Source organism: Aquimarina gracilis (genome assembly GCF_035285365.1).
Classification (GTDB): domain Bacteria; phylum Bacteroidota; class Bacteroidia; order Flavobacteriales; family Flavobacteriaceae; genus Aquimarina; species Aquimarina gracilis.
This window is the reverse complement of the sequence record NZ_JAYKLX010000004.1, coordinates 359,656-376,167: the sequence shown is the minus strand read 5'-3', so window position 1 is coordinate 376,167 and position 16,512 is coordinate 359,656. Positions and strand designations below refer to the sequence as shown.

Here is a 16,512-nt window from a genome sequence, read left to right as displayed (position 1 = left end):
TTTCAGGTAAAGAATACCTTGTGTTTTATAATTTCATGCAGGGTATTCTTTTTATTATACGAATATAGAAATGATTCTAGAGACAACATACAGTAGTAAGGAAAACAAAAAAATTATCAATGATTTGGTTGGAAAGCCGTTTTCATTTGTTAAGGCTTTTAAAATGAATGGTATTGGTTCCAAAAGAATGATTATTGACGATGTAAGTCCAAATTTAAGGAAATATTTAAATACCGTCTCAGATTTAAGTTATGGGAGTATTGAACTTAGACCAAAAGGAATTTTGTTGGCAATTAATAAAGGATTAAGGAACTTTACATGGATTATCCCCTACTACCAATTCTATATGTACAAAACTAATGGGGTAAGTATACATGCCCAAGGGAAGTTTGTTCATTTTAAGAATAATCGAACACACAAGGAAAACAAATCATTCTTTCTAAAACTCTCTAAATTGAAAGTAGAATATGATGAGAGATTTCCACATATAGATACACTTTAGTTATTATACTATTTATAGAATGAACTCAGAACTAAATGTTTTAGGCACTCCTTTGAAATCGTGTTGTCAAAATCCATTAACAGGATATTTCAGAGATGGTTTTTGCAGAACTATACAACAAGATACGGGTACCCACGTAATATGCGCGATAGTCAAAGAAGAATTTTTATCCTATACTAAATCTAAAGGGAATGATCTCTCTACTCCTATACCCTATTACAATTTTCCTGGACTCAAACCAGGTGATAAATGGTGTTTGTGTGTATCGAGATGGTTAGAATCAGAAAGAGAAGGAAAAGCACCGTATGTGGTATTAGAGTCAACACATCAAAAAGTCTTGAGATATACTTCTCTAGAAGTTCTTAAAAAATATGAGTACCATAATCAGGTAGATTAGAAAATCTTAAAAGGATCAAAATAGGCTAGCTCAACTGGCTTGTATATTGATAACCACTGTGGGACTAAATTTGCAGCGGTTTTCTCTTGCTAATTCATTCTTGAATTAAAATCAAGTACTTCGCGTAAACGTTTTTTATATTTATTTGGGCATTCTTTTATTAACTTGGACTTGATACTATTACTTATAGTTTGTGATGTTGTCCATTCTTCTTTGTTATAACTCAAAATACTCTCGTCATACAAATGTTTAATCACTCCACTTTGATAAAAGGTATAAGCATTTTGTCTATAATCCTGTCCGATATCAATCGTGCAAATTTCTTTAATTTCTCCTCTCATGATAAAATTGTTTAACATTTTATTTGTTTTGTTAAACAAAAATACTAATTCTATAACAAACCTAAAAGTAATGATACTAAAAGTAATTACTACTTTACACAAAGACGGTCTAAATCTTTTTAGACTCGTATTTTAATATTATTTGATTTCGTTGTTTAGTAAATTAAAGGTTTTTAATATTACCACTACAATTTATAAGCATATGAAATTAAAAAAATATTGGCTAGGAGCTTTGTATAAACTTCCCATCTTCAAATAAAAAAGATAGGAAGTTTAATTATTCAAACTATCTACTCTTTCAGTAATCGAGTTGTGATGATAGCCTCCTCTTCAGAGTACACCTTGACAAAATATATTCCTGTAGGTAGTCCATTAAGGTTAATTTCTGTTGTAGAACCTTTCTTATTGACAAGTTGAGTGACCACTTCGTAACCATTAAAACTATAAACGCTAACACGATATGCTGAAGAAGGTAAATTTCTTAAGAATACTACATCTCTGGCAGGATTTGGGTGCATAGAAATTTTTGTTTTTTCCTCTTCTTTAGCGGTTAAGGTTTCAGCCTTACTACTGCCACCGGTTGTAATAACAAGTTCAGGTTTTTTGCTTCCTTCTTTTGACCAGAAACTCACATCATTTCCTGAGGTGTGCTCTACTATTAGACTCACTTTATCTCCAACAGTAATACCGTTAAGATTCCAAATGTAAGTTCCATTGGTGCTGTATGATGTATTTTTGGAAGCCAATAAGTTTCCTTTACTTGCTTTATTAGTGTTAGAAAGATTGGTTTCTGTCCAACTAGTACCATTACCAAGATATACGTTAATATTACCATTACCAGGATCAGAACCTACCGAAAGCTTAAGTTCTGCACTGTTTACAGTTCCTGTAATTGCGCTTAGGTCAAACATGAAATAGCTCATCCTATTTCCTGATTCTACTCTGAGATCTGAATTATTGAATCTTGTGCTGCCTTGTAGATAGGCATCATGAATAGGAGTAAAAGTCGTCGTAATAGATTGATTGCTTTGAACGGTTATAGTGATAGAAACCTCTCCGGTATTACCGTCATTATCTGTTGCCACTGCCTTTAAAGTATAGGTTCCGGCTGCAAGGTCTAACAATGCAGCATCATTTTGACCCGGGTTTGCTGTGCCCCATTCATATGGCGCTATACCTTCTTGACGCACTAATACATTATTCAAATATAGTTTAATGTTGGATATACTTCCGTTATTGACAGCAATAACAACTCCTAGATCGTCACCTTCTTGTAATTGCCTATTCGCTGGACTGGTGAACACAATTTCAGGTGTATTGTCACAAGGATCGTCTGATGCAGCAGAACCGTGAATATAATCAATCCAAGTATGTCGCGGTGCCGATGTATCTGGTGGGAAGTCCAGTCGAATTTTAGTAATTGTTTTTCCCATCCAGGTATTAAGGTTACTCATATCGAACACAAGTTCTTCAAAGACATTGGTAGTTTGCGGAGCAACTGTTACAGATCGATCTGCTGCAAAACCAGGTTGATCAGTGGTCGTCCAGAATAACTGGAAAGTTCCTGCAGCTTCAGATTTAGCTCTTATCTTTAATTGTGGAACTTGGTTACCTTGAAATTTCAGCCCGCTTCTAACAATATAAGGATCATTAGAGTTATCTGCTCTTATTAACCAGTGCTGATCGCTACTCGTATTTGCCGCAGCGGTATTAAATCGCTGAAAATTTTCTGAAGTTCTATTGAATCCGAAATTCAAATCAGAAGCATTGTTAGGGTTTCCGCAAGTTTCTGTTTCGACGGTATCTGGTCTTCCATCGCCGTCACTATCAAGGGCTGTAACGCCATCAAGATCATTTGAAGTACAAGGTAATGCCGCCGGTTGAAAACTTCCATTATTATCCCAGTTAAAAAAAATGTTTACTCTGGTATCTCCTCCAATGGCTCTAAACTTAACGTAAACATCTCCATTTCCTGCAATAAAATAGGCATTATCTGTAGCATTTCGGATCGCCGTTATCGAATTTAGGCGAGGAAGATTAAAATTATGTCCTCGTACCCTAAAATTACCTAGTTTTCCTAAGCCTTTAAAACTAGCAAATCCTAAATCTCCTGCATCTCCTCTGTTCCAGATAAGATGTATACTTTTATTTGATGGGGCTCTATTGAAGTAATAGGTGTACATAAATCCTTCATTCACAATTGTGGGGAATTTATAGGTTCCTGATGCTTTGTTTCCTGACTCGTAAAAACAAACATCATCAGTACCTGGTTTAGATCGAACTACTGATATGTGAGTCCCACTTGCATTGATTCCAGCAAACCATAGCCCTGCAAAGTAATAATCAGATCTAGCGGCATTTCTCCAAGAAGGGTGTCTATATTCGTGCCCATCTCTAAGAAATGCAATATCTCTTATCAATGTAGTATGTGCCTTACCTGTTAATCCTCCATCGTAATCTTTGAAAAACTGACCAATCTTTCTGGCACGTGTATCATCAGTGTTAGGTAAAGGGAAAAATCTAAATGGAAACGGCTCAGAAAAACCTTTGGTAGTCCCTCTAAAGGTTGGATTGAAATTTTCCGTAGCTCCTCCTCCGGTAATCTGCTTGATCATTTCTGAATTTGATCGATCCCATCCTTCAAAATGACAGTCGTGGTGTCGACCGGGTCCATCATAAAATCTAAAAAATTCTCTCACTCCGTTAAAAACCCCTAAATCGGAATCTGCATTAAAGAGACTATTTTCTATGGTTAAGTCACCAGCCAACATAGAACCTGTTTTGTTATCACTGAAAACACAATTATAAAAAACAGTATTCTTATTAGTCCCCCCTACACCTAATCCACAATATAAAGCTTGATCATTCCCATAAAACAATCCATCTTTAATTAGTTGTCTAGTGCCAATATTCCATCCAAAATTCTTTTTTAAGGAATGGTCAGGGTTTAATCGATCAAAAACATCCCAACCTGTCATACAAGTATGTGCTACAAAACCTTCAAAACTTCCTAAGGGTTCTTTTGACGGGTTTAGTCCTTGATAGTAAGGTAAATTTCCAGAGTCAAACATTGGTTTTTCAGGAAAAGCAAACCAAAATCCTGTTCCTTCAGTTCCTGCGGCTACATTGTTTTCAAAATAATTGTTTGGATTAGTGATCCAGTAAGAAGCAGGCGTTCTATTTTGAGGTTCATTAGCTTCATTATCGGAAGGCGTAAGTTGTTCTCCGGGTTTTGGTCTTCTTGTTACAAATACAACATTATTCTTAATGGTATTAAAACGTTCTGCTCCGTCTTCTAAAAAAATACCATGACCTATATGATCATATGCAAATACACCATCTACTGTAACATAATCGGTGCCATGAATCGTTACCGCTCTATTAAATGATTTGTGCACACTACTGTTTCTTAAATAACTGCCTTGCGCTTTATCTTCATTTAAATGCCAATGAAACGGATAACGTCCTAAAATTCCTTTTTGTCCCATTTTGTATAATTCTACTTGTTCTACATGAGAAGTAGAATTCTTCATAAGCATGATATGGCCTCCAAAACCTGTTTGTTCGTTATTTCCATCCATTTTACCTTGAATCTTGATATAATGGGATAATAGGCCTACCTCTCCTTGGATATTCACATTCCAGGTTTTTCCATCTCTGGCTCTTGTGTAAGACTTTGATCCTCCTATATGTTTATACTTTAGAGGATCTTTTAATGTAAGTGTTTTTTTATCACCACTAATGGCCGTGATTTCCGCTTCATCAACATTGTTCCAGGCTTTGGACTGACCACTAGCTAATCCCGTGGCGGTTAAGGCAATTTTATCTCCAACTTCCCAATCAACAGCTTTTTTTAAGGTAATTTGTGTAGCTCCGGCATTGGCAGTTGTAGCTAGGTTTGTCCAACTCAATCTTTTTTTCCCGTGTAACTCTAAAGTACCTCCGCCCATCACCATAATCGCTTTATAGGAAGCTGGGGCATTATTCTGTTTACCACCTGTTAACGTTATTGAGCATTTTTCTATGGCTGCATACGGCTGTGATGCTGTCCCAATTTCCATAAGACCACCATTGGCTACCATAATGCTTTGAGTTTCTAAATTAATCCAAGCACCAGTATTCTGCCAATTTACAGCATTTAAGGTACCATCGACCCTAATTGTTTTTGCGCGACAGGTTCCAACAAGGGTAACTGTTCTACCCGCAGGTATCGTTACATCATCATTTGCTGTAGGTAATTTATTTCCTGGCCAAATACTAGGTTGAGACCATAACCCATTAGCAATAGGCTGTATAGCTGCCAAATTAGCCGGTGGTGCGCAGTCAATAGATGATGTGACTTTGGATGGAGGATTGGTATATGGCCCATCCATAGCAATGGATGAAACTATCCAAAAGAATAAAAAGGGGAAAAGTAACGTAATTAAAATTTGCAATCCTTTTTGGATGTTTATAGTAAAATAAATTTGGTTTTTTAAGAGTTGTTCCATGATTTCTGTGTGTTTACGTCTTGATCTTCTAACATGAATTCTTTGTGCAGTAAAACTGATCCACGTATTTGTTAAATCATTAAAAAAATTAGACAACTCCATCAGGGAACTTTATTATTCCCTGATAGAATTTATCTAAAGTCATTTTTATTCTTTGATGAAGTGAAAGGATTTATTAATCCCATTGGCTTGTATATTCAAAATATAACTCCCTGTTTCTAAAGATTCTAATGGTATTTTATACACATTTACTCCTTTAGATTTTTTGAATAGAACTCTACGCCCAATTAAGCTGAATACTTGTATCGATACATCTTGATTTTCTAATCCATTTATAGACAACTCATTACTCTTAACTGGATTAGGATAGATCGTTATGTTTCTTAAATTATCCTTTGTAATAGCAATTTTACTCTGTCTATTCGCACAAGAAGGCGCTTGAGTAGAATTACTAAAGTAAATTGTAAAGTCTTTATCTTTAGAAACCAAAGCAATGTTGTTGGCATCCAAAGCAACCCAATAACTACCATCAAGTCCATCAAATCCAGTATTTGATAAGGTAACTTCGGGATTAGTCTTTTGTAACTGATACGTCATGGTATCAGAAAAATCTACATACCAACTTGGAGCCCCATTATTTGTATTCATTGCGAACTGATAAAGTCCATTATATGCTGGATCCCAGTTGATAGAAAACTCTCTGAAGTTATCTAAGTTTGGTCCGCCTGTTCCTAAAACGTAGACATGATTATAAGACACTTTATCCATTGCAGGAATTCCGTTTGCAATTGGCGTTCCAAAGGAACAATTGTTGGTATCGCCTCCGCCGGTACCTTCTTGTACAGTCAAAATAAAGGTGTCCTCGGCAGTATTACCATCATTATCGGTTGCTACTGCTTTAAAAGTGTGTGTCCCCGCAGTCAAACCATTTACTTCCAAAGGATTGGGTGAACCATCATGCCCCCACTCATACGGCGCTATATTTTCCTGGCGCACTAAAGCATTATTGATATATAATTTCACATTATCAATACTCCCATCGGGATCCGCTGCATCAACAATTACGGTAAGATCATACCCCTGATCTACTGTTAGATTACCAGGAGGGTTGGCAAATGAGACTTGTGGTGCTTGAGTAATGGTTTCTTCCTTAATAATAACTGTTCTGGATACTTCTGTGGAAAGCCCTTCCTGTCCATCTTCAAAAGCTCTAGCTCCAATGGTATACGTTCCTGCAGCCGTTGGTGTCCAGGTTACACTATACGGAGCAGATCGATCCTGTTTAAAATAGGAACCATTAACTTTAAAGTTTACTTTTTCAATACTCCCCTCGGCATCCGATGCATTGGCGCTTAAGGAAATAGTTTCTCCAAGCAGATATTCCTGATTGTTTTGGGAAGGATTAGTCAATGACACCGTTGGAGGTGTATTTTCTGTTGGATCCGTACCATTTTTAGTAATTAAAATCACCCAATCCTGATTACCATTATTTGGAGCATTTCCTAAAGATCTATTTCCACCTCCATTAACACTAGTTACAGAACCATTCTTTAAATTTCCTCCGTTACGCGGGTCGTACCACTTGACTGTAAATTGACCACTTTGTCCATTCAAGTTAAGATTAGTAGAACCTCCATTTTTTAGGTATACTACATAGGCTTCTCCTTGTTTTGCGTAGCAATAATCATTATTATTTGAAGATAATGAATTGTTATTTCGCATTTGTGTTAAGGGAAGATCCGTAATATCAAAGAACCGAATAGCATGACGCGCGTAGTCCCACCATTTATCTCTACTTCTGAAATCTTGAAGTGAAAGGTCTGAATGGGCATTCTGATATCCGAAATACCATTCATTACCCCATCCCCCTGCAAGTAAGGTTCCCCACATAGCATTTTTTCTCCCATCTCTATGAGAATTTGCCGCATTATTATCCGGTCGAATAGCATGTTGCGCATCCCCGGGTTCATCACAAGCTACAGCCCATTTTTTTCCTGCATTTCTGGACTTATCAATTCCTTCTTTTACTTTGCCAAAAACATTCGTAAAATCGGATTTATTAGTTTGTAAAGAAAATCCTGTAAGTCTTGACTGATTGCCTGTTAAATAATCCGGAAAATCATTTGGATGTTTATGGATAACAACATGATGACGGTATGGATCATTTTTATAGAAATACTCTGCCATAGCTCTTTCTTGAGCAGGCGATTGATCAACCGCTTGAGGTCCACCGCCATTCTCCTCACCAAGGTTCCAATTTAATGCTAAATTATGACCAAATCGGGCAATTAATTCTCGATAATATAATTTACGCTGGTTACCTGTATTCCCGTTATCCAGAAGGGTTTCATTTTCGGTCTCTTGTGTTTTGAAATGAGCAAAAATTCCATTTTTCTGCATATGTTCAATAACTATAGCCCATTGTGCCAGTTTAGAAACGTCCATTCGAGTACGTTGATTACTTCCTGTATACGGATACACATTTTCATCATCACCATTAATATTCATTGTAAGGAAAGACATAGAGTTTAACCCTTCACTAGCTATGTAATTTACAGCGCCAATCAACCCTTTTCCTTTGCCACTTTTCCATGTAGGGTCTCCAGAATTCCAGTCTCCAACATGTGGAGCATAATTTTTTCTTCGGTTACCTGCATTGGGTGTATTGTCAAAATCGGTATACGCCAATAAATTTTCAGGAGAATCTGGACCTTGTTTGATCATATACTCTCCAGTCTCGGCAAACTTCAAATAATGTTCACCCACATACTGTAAACGTCCTTTTGCTCTAAAATCTCTACCCGTTTTATCTGAAGCACTGATATTAAATGAGCCTGTTAGACCGTTCATAAATCCAGCTGCGGTTCCTGCTGTATTACTTTCATTTACTGCCACATTACTTCCTTTTCTAAAAGAGACACTATAATTCCACTGCCCTATTTTATCGGGAGCAAAATGTACTCTCCATTTATTACCACTACTAGCCGAAGTTTGCGCTGCATTACCATCTGCAGCAAAATATCCGGGTACTACGTATGAAGGACTTCCACTTTGATGCGTAAATGTTACATTTAATCGGTAATTCAAAAATGGATTATCCGATGCACCTTCTGAAGTATTTGGTCCATTAAATGTTAAGGTTACTTTATGCCATTTTTTTCGTTCACCTGTAATTGTAGCGGTACTATCTCCTCCACCATTACCAGGATCATCACAAGTTGTTTCTTCTAGAGATAAATCTGTAGCATTAGCACTTGTACGATTTAATGTTACACGATCTATAAGGTGATGTTTTGAACGCCCGGATAATAACATGGTATAGGTTCCTGGGCTGTCAAACTCTACAAATATATCACTTGAGTTTTCGGCTCCATCTGAAGTTTTTGTAGACCAGGTCCAATTTGTTGTTCCTGCAGAATATACCTTAAGATATCCTTCTCCACTTGCTCCTTCTGGATGTGGTGTCTTTCCTGATCCTTTAGGATACACTCTTAAGCTACCTCTTTGACCATAAAAATCATCGGCATCTGGGAATTTTAGCCACACATCATTTGCCTCAGTAGTATTAGTACCTTCACCAACCTTGGTTCGTGATAAAAATTTATAACGCCCTGCAGTATTTATTTTAATTTTGGTTGTTATAACACCATTTCCGGGATCATTAAAAAAGTCAGCTCCAATCCATTCTATATATCCGTTTCCTGTAAAACCAGAAACATTAGATTTTTTAGGCCAATTACCCGGGGTATTCAGATTTTCGGCTTCTATAACCACCAAGCCGTTTTGCTCTTCATATGCATCGCAATTATCACCATCTCCGCCATTTCCACCTCCATTGTTACCAGACACAGTAAAAGATGTTGTATCTTCTGCAGTTGCTCCATCATTATCGGTAACGACAACTTTGATGGTATAATTTCCAGCTCGAATATTGGGTAAAGGATGCGGAGTATAATCGGCTCCATCGGTATCTACAAGATTTCCGTTTACAAAGACCTCGTGCTTAGTAATACTGCCATCGGGATCATTAGCATTTACATTTACAGAAAGATCTGTCCCCGCAGTATAATTGTTAGAATTTGGACTGGTAATCGAAACTGTAGGATTTTGGTTAGTACCTCCGCCATTTCCAGAACAATTGGTCCAAACTTTAAAGTCATCAAAAAATGTATAATCATTTTGAGGAGAATGCCACACTGGATCAGTACGATTACCTCCTCTATAGGTATGCATTACAATAGAATTAATTTTAACGCTTCCTTTTCCTGATAATCGAAACATGACATCATTTTGATCAACTAATTTTTGACCATCGATATACATTTTTAAAACACCATTTTTTTGACCCGGTGTGTTTAGCTTTAAATATTGTTTTACGGTATACCATCTGTTTCTTTGAAGTTTCAAATTACCTAGTCTGGTATTACCCCCACATCTTGTTTCTCTATTCGGTAAGTAATCATAAACAATAAGATATGGTTGTTGTGTGTGTTCTCTATTAGATCTCCACATCAAACGGCAAGAGAATGCGTTATTTATGGTACTCTGATTTTGGGTACAGCCAGCAGGTTGAGCGCCATTTGGTGTTGAAGCTCCTCCCAATCCAGGGAGTTTTCCTCCCGTAGCCCAAACAAAGTCATTGGCAAATCTTACACGGTATTCGAGAGTAGCTTCTTCGACACCATCAAAACTACTGTCAAATACAAAACCACCACTTCTTCCACTCGCATCGTTTTTGGTATATTCTGCACGTAGTTCACCATTAATTACACGTGTTCTTTGTGGAAAATCATTACTTAACCCGCGAACATTACCGCCAGAGGTTCGGCCTGCGACTCTTGGAAAATCATTGTTGGCCATACTTCGAGTGTACAGCTTATTTTGTCCATTGTATTGACTAAAATTTTGATCAAAAATCAATCTATTATTGCCACAATTCTGGGCTTGAGCTCCTGAAATTATGAATAGCATAAATACTATCATAATTTGCCATTTATCTATTATGAGGCTTGTTGTTTTCATTAGGTTTAATTATGAGTTAGACATTAAGTGTTTCTTGTGTGTTTTTAGTTTGTGTTACATTGTTTTTATCATTGTTTAATAAATCTGGATTTAAGTGTTTTTTGAGTAGAAGATTTAACTTCTACGAAATACAATCCGGCTGGCAACTTTTCTACAGAAAGCTTAATTGTAGATTGCTTTGAATACACCGGTAGAGATAATATTATACCTCCGTTAAGATCAAGTATATTTATATGATTAGAAGTTGATGGTAGATCTTCAATATAGATCGACTCGTTTGCAGGATTAGGGTAAGGTCTAATTTTTTGTGAATTCTGAATAGAAACCACATTTTGACTTTTTCCTTGCATACAGGCAGGAGGCTGTACAGAGTTACTGAAGCAAATTAATGTTGATGAGTTTTTTGATTTCAAAATCAATTCGCCGTTCTGTAGCGTAACCCAATAACTGTTATCTAAACCAGCAACTCCTGTATTTCTTAAGGTGATCTCTGGATTTGGATTTTTAAGTTGAAATTGGGCCTCATCACTAAAGTCAACATACCAATTTGGAAATCCATCATTGGTAATTAATGCGAACTTTGATAATTGATCATAAACAGGATTCCACTTTACTGAAAAGTTTACAAAATTGTTTAGAAATCCCGGGGCTCTATCTCCCATAATATGCACATTATCATAATATACATTATCAAGCCCGGGAACACCTTTGTTATCTGGTAAAGTGAAGTTACAAGCGCTGTTGTTTTCTACAGTTAGTGTAATAGAAGTTTCTTTCGTTTCACCTTCAGCATTTGTCGCGATTGCTTTTAACAGATAAACACCTTCAGCCAAACCATTAACTTCTTCGGGATTTGGAGAACGATCATGACCCCAGGTGTATGGAAAAAAGCGTTCTCTGCGTATGAAGTTATTATCAATGAATAGCTGGACTTCTCTTATACTATTTTCTTCGTCGGTAGCATTAACCTCAACTTCGAGATCATATCCTTCTTGCACTGTGATATCTGAAGAAGGAGTTTTGAATGAAACTGATAATGATTCATCAGTTTCATTACCCGAACCATCATATCCTATTCTGGATTTAGAAACTATAAAATCATCAAAATAGGCGTATTGATCTTTTGTAGGTTTAAAAGCATCACTACTTCCACCAAAGAATGTAGAAAGGTAGATGCTATTGAGTTTGATATCTTCTTGTCCATTTTGTCGATAGTCTCCATTATCAATAATGTCAATAGCCAATTCTCCATTTAACCACCCACGCATGATTCCATTATTTTGACCAGGTGTATTAAGTTTGTGATATACTTCAATATGGTTCCAGGCTCCTTTTTTTAATTTTACCTGATCCGGTTGTGGTCCTCCGGGTTCATCATAAGGATCCAACAAACTCCAGTTGACCGAAGCCGTCCAATCGTCCCATGTTGGTCGGGTTTCAAAATGGTTATAAAACTCTAACAAACCATCATATCGCCACATTAATCGAAGCGACATATTCCTTTCACTGGTTTGGTAAGAAAGTCCAGGTAACTTAGCGCCGGCCCTGAATTCGAAATCTGCAGGGATATATACTTTGTAACTAAAATACAATTCTTCAAAAGCGTCATAGTGATTCCAAAACAACTTGGTATGCATCCCACTATCATTGGTCTTCACTTTACCTTTTGGGTATTTTACTTTTAAAACATTCCCACTGCCTTGAAATTCTGAGATAAATACTCGGCCCTCATCAGCGCCTTTACAAAAACTAACTCCCAAAGCCGATTCAATTTCTTCTTCATTATATTGTCCCGTTGAAAGTTGATCAAAATTGTTGTGATAAATGATGTTTTGCTGAGAAAACATGCAGCTCGCAAATAGAAATAGCGATCCACTCAACCATTTTTTTAGTGTTGAATATTCCATGATTTTTAAAGTTTAAGATTAAAATAGTCCCCCGGGTGACCCCTAAAGCACCCGGTGTGGCCTATTTATTGACATTGCATCTACTAATGCTTCGTAAATAACGTTGAGTTTCTATATCTTATTCCTTTGACCAGAAGGATATACATTCCTGATTCTAATTCGGATACATCTACCTGAGATTGATTATCGTCTATTTTTTGAGTAAGTAGAATTTTACCCTGTAAATCGATCACTTGCAGCATTGACGCTTTTTCAGAAATATTGTCAAGATAAATTCTTGTATCCTTTACGGGGTTTGGAAATACCTTAATTGGTACTTCTTCTGAAGTAATACTATTAGGAGATTTATTACTACAAGATGGTGCAGTCCCTGAGTTGCTAAAATAGATTGAGAAATCTTTGTCTTTTGAAACCATGACGAAGTTATCTCCATCTTTGGTTACCCAATAAGATCCATCCCATCCTGGTAATCCCGAATTTGATAACGTTAATTCTGGGCTAGCTCCATTAAAACTATAATCCATATAATTTCTAAGGTCTACATACCAATTTGGCACTCCGTTATTTGTATTTACTGCAAATTGGTACAATCCATTATATTGAGGGTTCCAGTTAATTCTGAAACGCCTGATATTAGCTACATCTGGTCCCCCTGTACCGAGAACATGAACATTGGAAAATGATGCCTGGTCAAAGGCTGGTAGAGCACTTGAAAGTGGAGCACCAAACGCGCAATTATCTCCCCCTCCTGTATCTTCATTTTGTACCGTTAGTGTAAAGGTAGTTTCTGAGGTAGCTCCATCATTATCTGTTGCTACCGCTTTAAATGTATAGGTTCCTGCAGCTAAATTATTAACCTCTTCAGGGTTTGGTGATGTTGCATGCCCCCATTCGTAAGGATCGAAATTCTCTTGTCGTATAAAATTATTATCGATAAAAAGTTTTACGTTACTAATACTACCATCATCGTCTGAAGCATTTACTTTTACATAAAGACTATATCCTTGATCTACAGTAAGGTCACTTGACGGAGATGAAAAAGATACGTTTGGAGATTGATTAACCGGGCTACTTCCTATTACTGTAACCAAAATCGTTGCACTGTTCACCGCATTATCATTATCTGTAGCTTCTGCTTTGATGGTATGTTGACCAACAGACAACCCTAAAAGCTCGTTGGCATTATCTCCTTGTCCCCAGGTATATGGCGCAACACCTTCCTCACGAACCAAATTACCATCAACATATAGCTTTACACCACTAATAGATCCGTCGGCATCACTGGCATTTACTGTTACTTCAAAATTAGTGTATCCTTCGTTTAAAGAGGTATTTCCAGAAGGCGAAGCAAATGATACTGAAGGAACTTGATTTTCTCCGCCGCCATCACAAGGAACAATATTCCAACTTGGACAGGTTTCTGTAACAAAATTTGTGGTTCCATCGCTAATAGGGAAATCAGGAGAATTAGGGTTACGAGCATTATTCCATACATGAATTTCTGATGGATTTCCTTGTTTTTTACGAGCGGTTGGAATTTCACTGGCTCTACTTCCCAAATTGAACGTATTACCAAAAATAGCATTTCTAAATCCTGTGTTAAATCCAGTTCCTCGATCCAAGAAATCTACTCCGGCGTTAAGAATAGTTGATCCGTCTCGGTTAAACGTATTGTTGTATACGAATGCGTAGGCACCTTTAAGGTCTATAAACGCGTCTGCGCTGTTTTCTCCAGATAAACCTTCTGCAGAAAAAGTACAATTTCTTATGATTGTATTTTTTGTCCCTTCCTTGATATCAGCCCCCTCGGCAGTAACGTTAGGACCAATAATACAACCTTCTATGGTATTATTATCACATCTTGGATTGTATTTGTTATCAAAAATATCCCCTGCCTGGCCAGCACTTTCATGCTGTCCTTTATCTGATCCTACATACAAACCTTCGCCAATACCTGGTTTCTTTATTCCTACGTTATATACGCGGCAGTTTTTTACCAAATTATTACTAGATCCATCTCTAAGGTGAATTCCTTCTTCACCCAGTTCTCGAACCACAACATTTTCAATTAGACCGTGGTTGGCGTTGTCAAAAACAATTCCTTTGGATCCCTCTTCTAGTACTAAATCTTTCAGAATCCAATAATCTCCAAGAATGAACATCACATATCCATCGTATGTTCCATTAACCCCTTTAAGAATTGGTGGATTTGATGGATTTTTGGCTCGCAATGTTATAGGCTTTGATGCTGTACCATTTTTATCTGAACCAAATCTTGTGGCTTTATTACCGAAATTAAATTTATCTGGTGCTGTATACGTTCCTGAGGTTATTATAATTTCGTCTCCAGGTTGTGCGTTTTTCATAGCTTCTATAATACAGTCTACATCACTACATTCAATAGTACCTGAAGGTGGATTTGGATTACCACTGTCTTCTGACCAGTTTTTGATAATATCTTTTATAAATACTCCGTATTCTGTAAGTTGATTGTTTTGCAATCCTGTTACCCCTTTAAGAAGCTGTACTACTGAAGACCCTTCTGTTCTGGTTGGATCATTATTACTAGGTTTATCACTTATCGACCAATTAACGTGGCTGATATCATTATCTTTAAAAAACTGCATCCATTTCTCAGTTTCTGCTTCATCGATAGCTCCATCTCCACTTGCATCTACAGCTCCCCATTCGGTAGCGAAAAGAGCTATTCCATTATTCATGGCAGTCTGAGCTTTATCTCTTAAAAACTGGGTATGTGTTCCTGAATAGAAATGCAATGTATACGCTGTATTAACGTCATTAATAGGATCATTTGAAGCGACATCTACATCCTGTGACCATGTTGGAGAACCAACGATAATAAGATTATCTGGATCTTCAGATCGTATTGCTGCTATAACCGTATTGGCATAGCTTTTCACTTGTGACCATGATTGGTTTATTGGCTCATTATAGATTTCATAAATAACATTGGGTTTGTCGCCATATAGCTGAGCCATTTCTTTAAAGAAATCTGCTGCTTCTTGAGTGTACTTTTCAGCTTCATGTGTGTGCCAGTCTATAATAACATAAATGCCTTTATCAATAGCCGCATCAATTACTTTTCTAATTTTTGCTTTTTGAGCAGTAGGGCTATCGATATATCCATTTCCTGCATCCCAGGTTTCTTTGATTCCCATGGCTGCTCTAATAATAGAACTATTCCAATCACTAGCTAAATGATTTACTGTTTCGGCATTATAAAAATCTGAAGTGTCTCCTGCATTACTCCAAAATAAGCTATTCCCTGCCAGACTGGTAGGAACATTGTCTTTATTTACTATTTTATTTCCATTTACTCTAAGTCTTCCGTATTTTTCTACCGGTGTTTGAGCGAACATAGTAAAAGCAACAAGTAAAAATAGAAGAACTAAATTTTGTGAATTTGGTTTGAAACCATAACGGTAATTTACTCTCATTTTCATGATGTTTTGAGTTTGTGATTTGTGATAAATTATTATTCAAGACTACATCGATTCTAATACACCGATTTTTGCAGAACTTAAATATCCAGATAACAACAAGCAATACAAAAACAAAGATTGCTAGACGTATCCATACGTAAAAAAATTAAAGTGATTGTCCTAGATCATGAAAGAGGAAACTGGATCTCCTGGACAAGCAGCAAATTACATTTGTGCTATAAATACAATATTACAGACTTTGGGATTCTAATAGTTTTCATAGTTTAGATTTTGGTTTGTGTTTTACGTTACTACTTATTATTTCCCAACTGTTCTGTTTAGTACTATCAATATAATCTCAAATTACAAGGGGTAGTTGCAATTAATATTACGTTACAATGTTACCCAAT

At 36.7% G+C, this 16,512-nt stretch carries 7 protein-coding genes; 2 read left to right on the top strand and 5 right to left on the bottom strand.

Annotated elements, in window-relative coordinates; all coding sequences use genetic code 11:
• Positions 1–70 precede the first annotated feature (70 nt).
• Both U6A24_RS10100 and U6A24_RS10095 read left to right on the top strand, forming a co-directional pair.
• The gene (locus U6A24_RS10100) at positions 71–502 is read left to right on the top strand and encodes a hypothetical protein (RefSeq protein ID WP_324179845.1); all 432 of its coding nucleotides are present in this window, start codon (positions 71–73) and stop codon (positions 500–502) included.
• 19 nt (positions 503–521) lie between these two features.
• Positions 522–899 (top strand): DUF2237 family protein, encoded by a 378-nt coding sequence (locus U6A24_RS10095; RefSeq protein ID WP_324179844.1) that lies wholly within the window; start codon positions 522–524, stop codon positions 897–899.
• Between the two features lie 89 nt (positions 900–988).
• On the opposite strand, the gene U6A24_RS10090 is transcribed toward U6A24_RS10095, so the two are convergent.
• The 5 genes from U6A24_RS10090 to U6A24_RS10070 form a co-directional block, all read right to left on the bottom strand.
• On the bottom strand, positions 989–1,240 hold the full coding sequence (locus U6A24_RS10090; protein WP_324179843.1) for a hypothetical protein: 252 nt from the start codon (positions 1,238–1,240) through the stop codon (positions 989–991).
• Between the two features lie 290 nt (positions 1,241–1,530).
• Positions 1,531–5,730 (bottom strand): G8 domain-containing protein, encoded by a 4,200-nt coding sequence (locus tag U6A24_RS10085; RefSeq protein WP_324179842.1) that lies wholly within the window; start codon positions 5,728–5,730, stop codon positions 1,531–1,533.
• 147 nt (positions 5,731–5,877) lie between these two features.
• Entirely contained in the window at positions 5,878–10,752 is a 4,875-nt protein-coding gene (locus U6A24_RS10080; RefSeq protein WP_324179841.1) for an Ig-like domain-containing protein, read from the bottom strand.
• Between the two features lie 68 nt (positions 10,753–10,820).
• The gene (locus tag U6A24_RS10075; RefSeq protein WP_324179840.1) at positions 10,821–12,659 is read right to left on the bottom strand and encodes a T9SS type A sorting domain-containing protein; all 1,839 of its coding nucleotides are present in this window, start codon (positions 12,657–12,659) and stop codon (positions 10,821–10,823) included.
• Positions 12,660–12,742: 83 nt separating this feature from the next.
• Entirely contained in the window at positions 12,743–16,117 is a 3,375-nt protein-coding gene (locus U6A24_RS10070; RefSeq protein ID WP_324179839.1) for a cellulase family glycosylhydrolase, read from the bottom strand.
• Positions 16,118–16,512 lie beyond the last annotated feature (395 nt).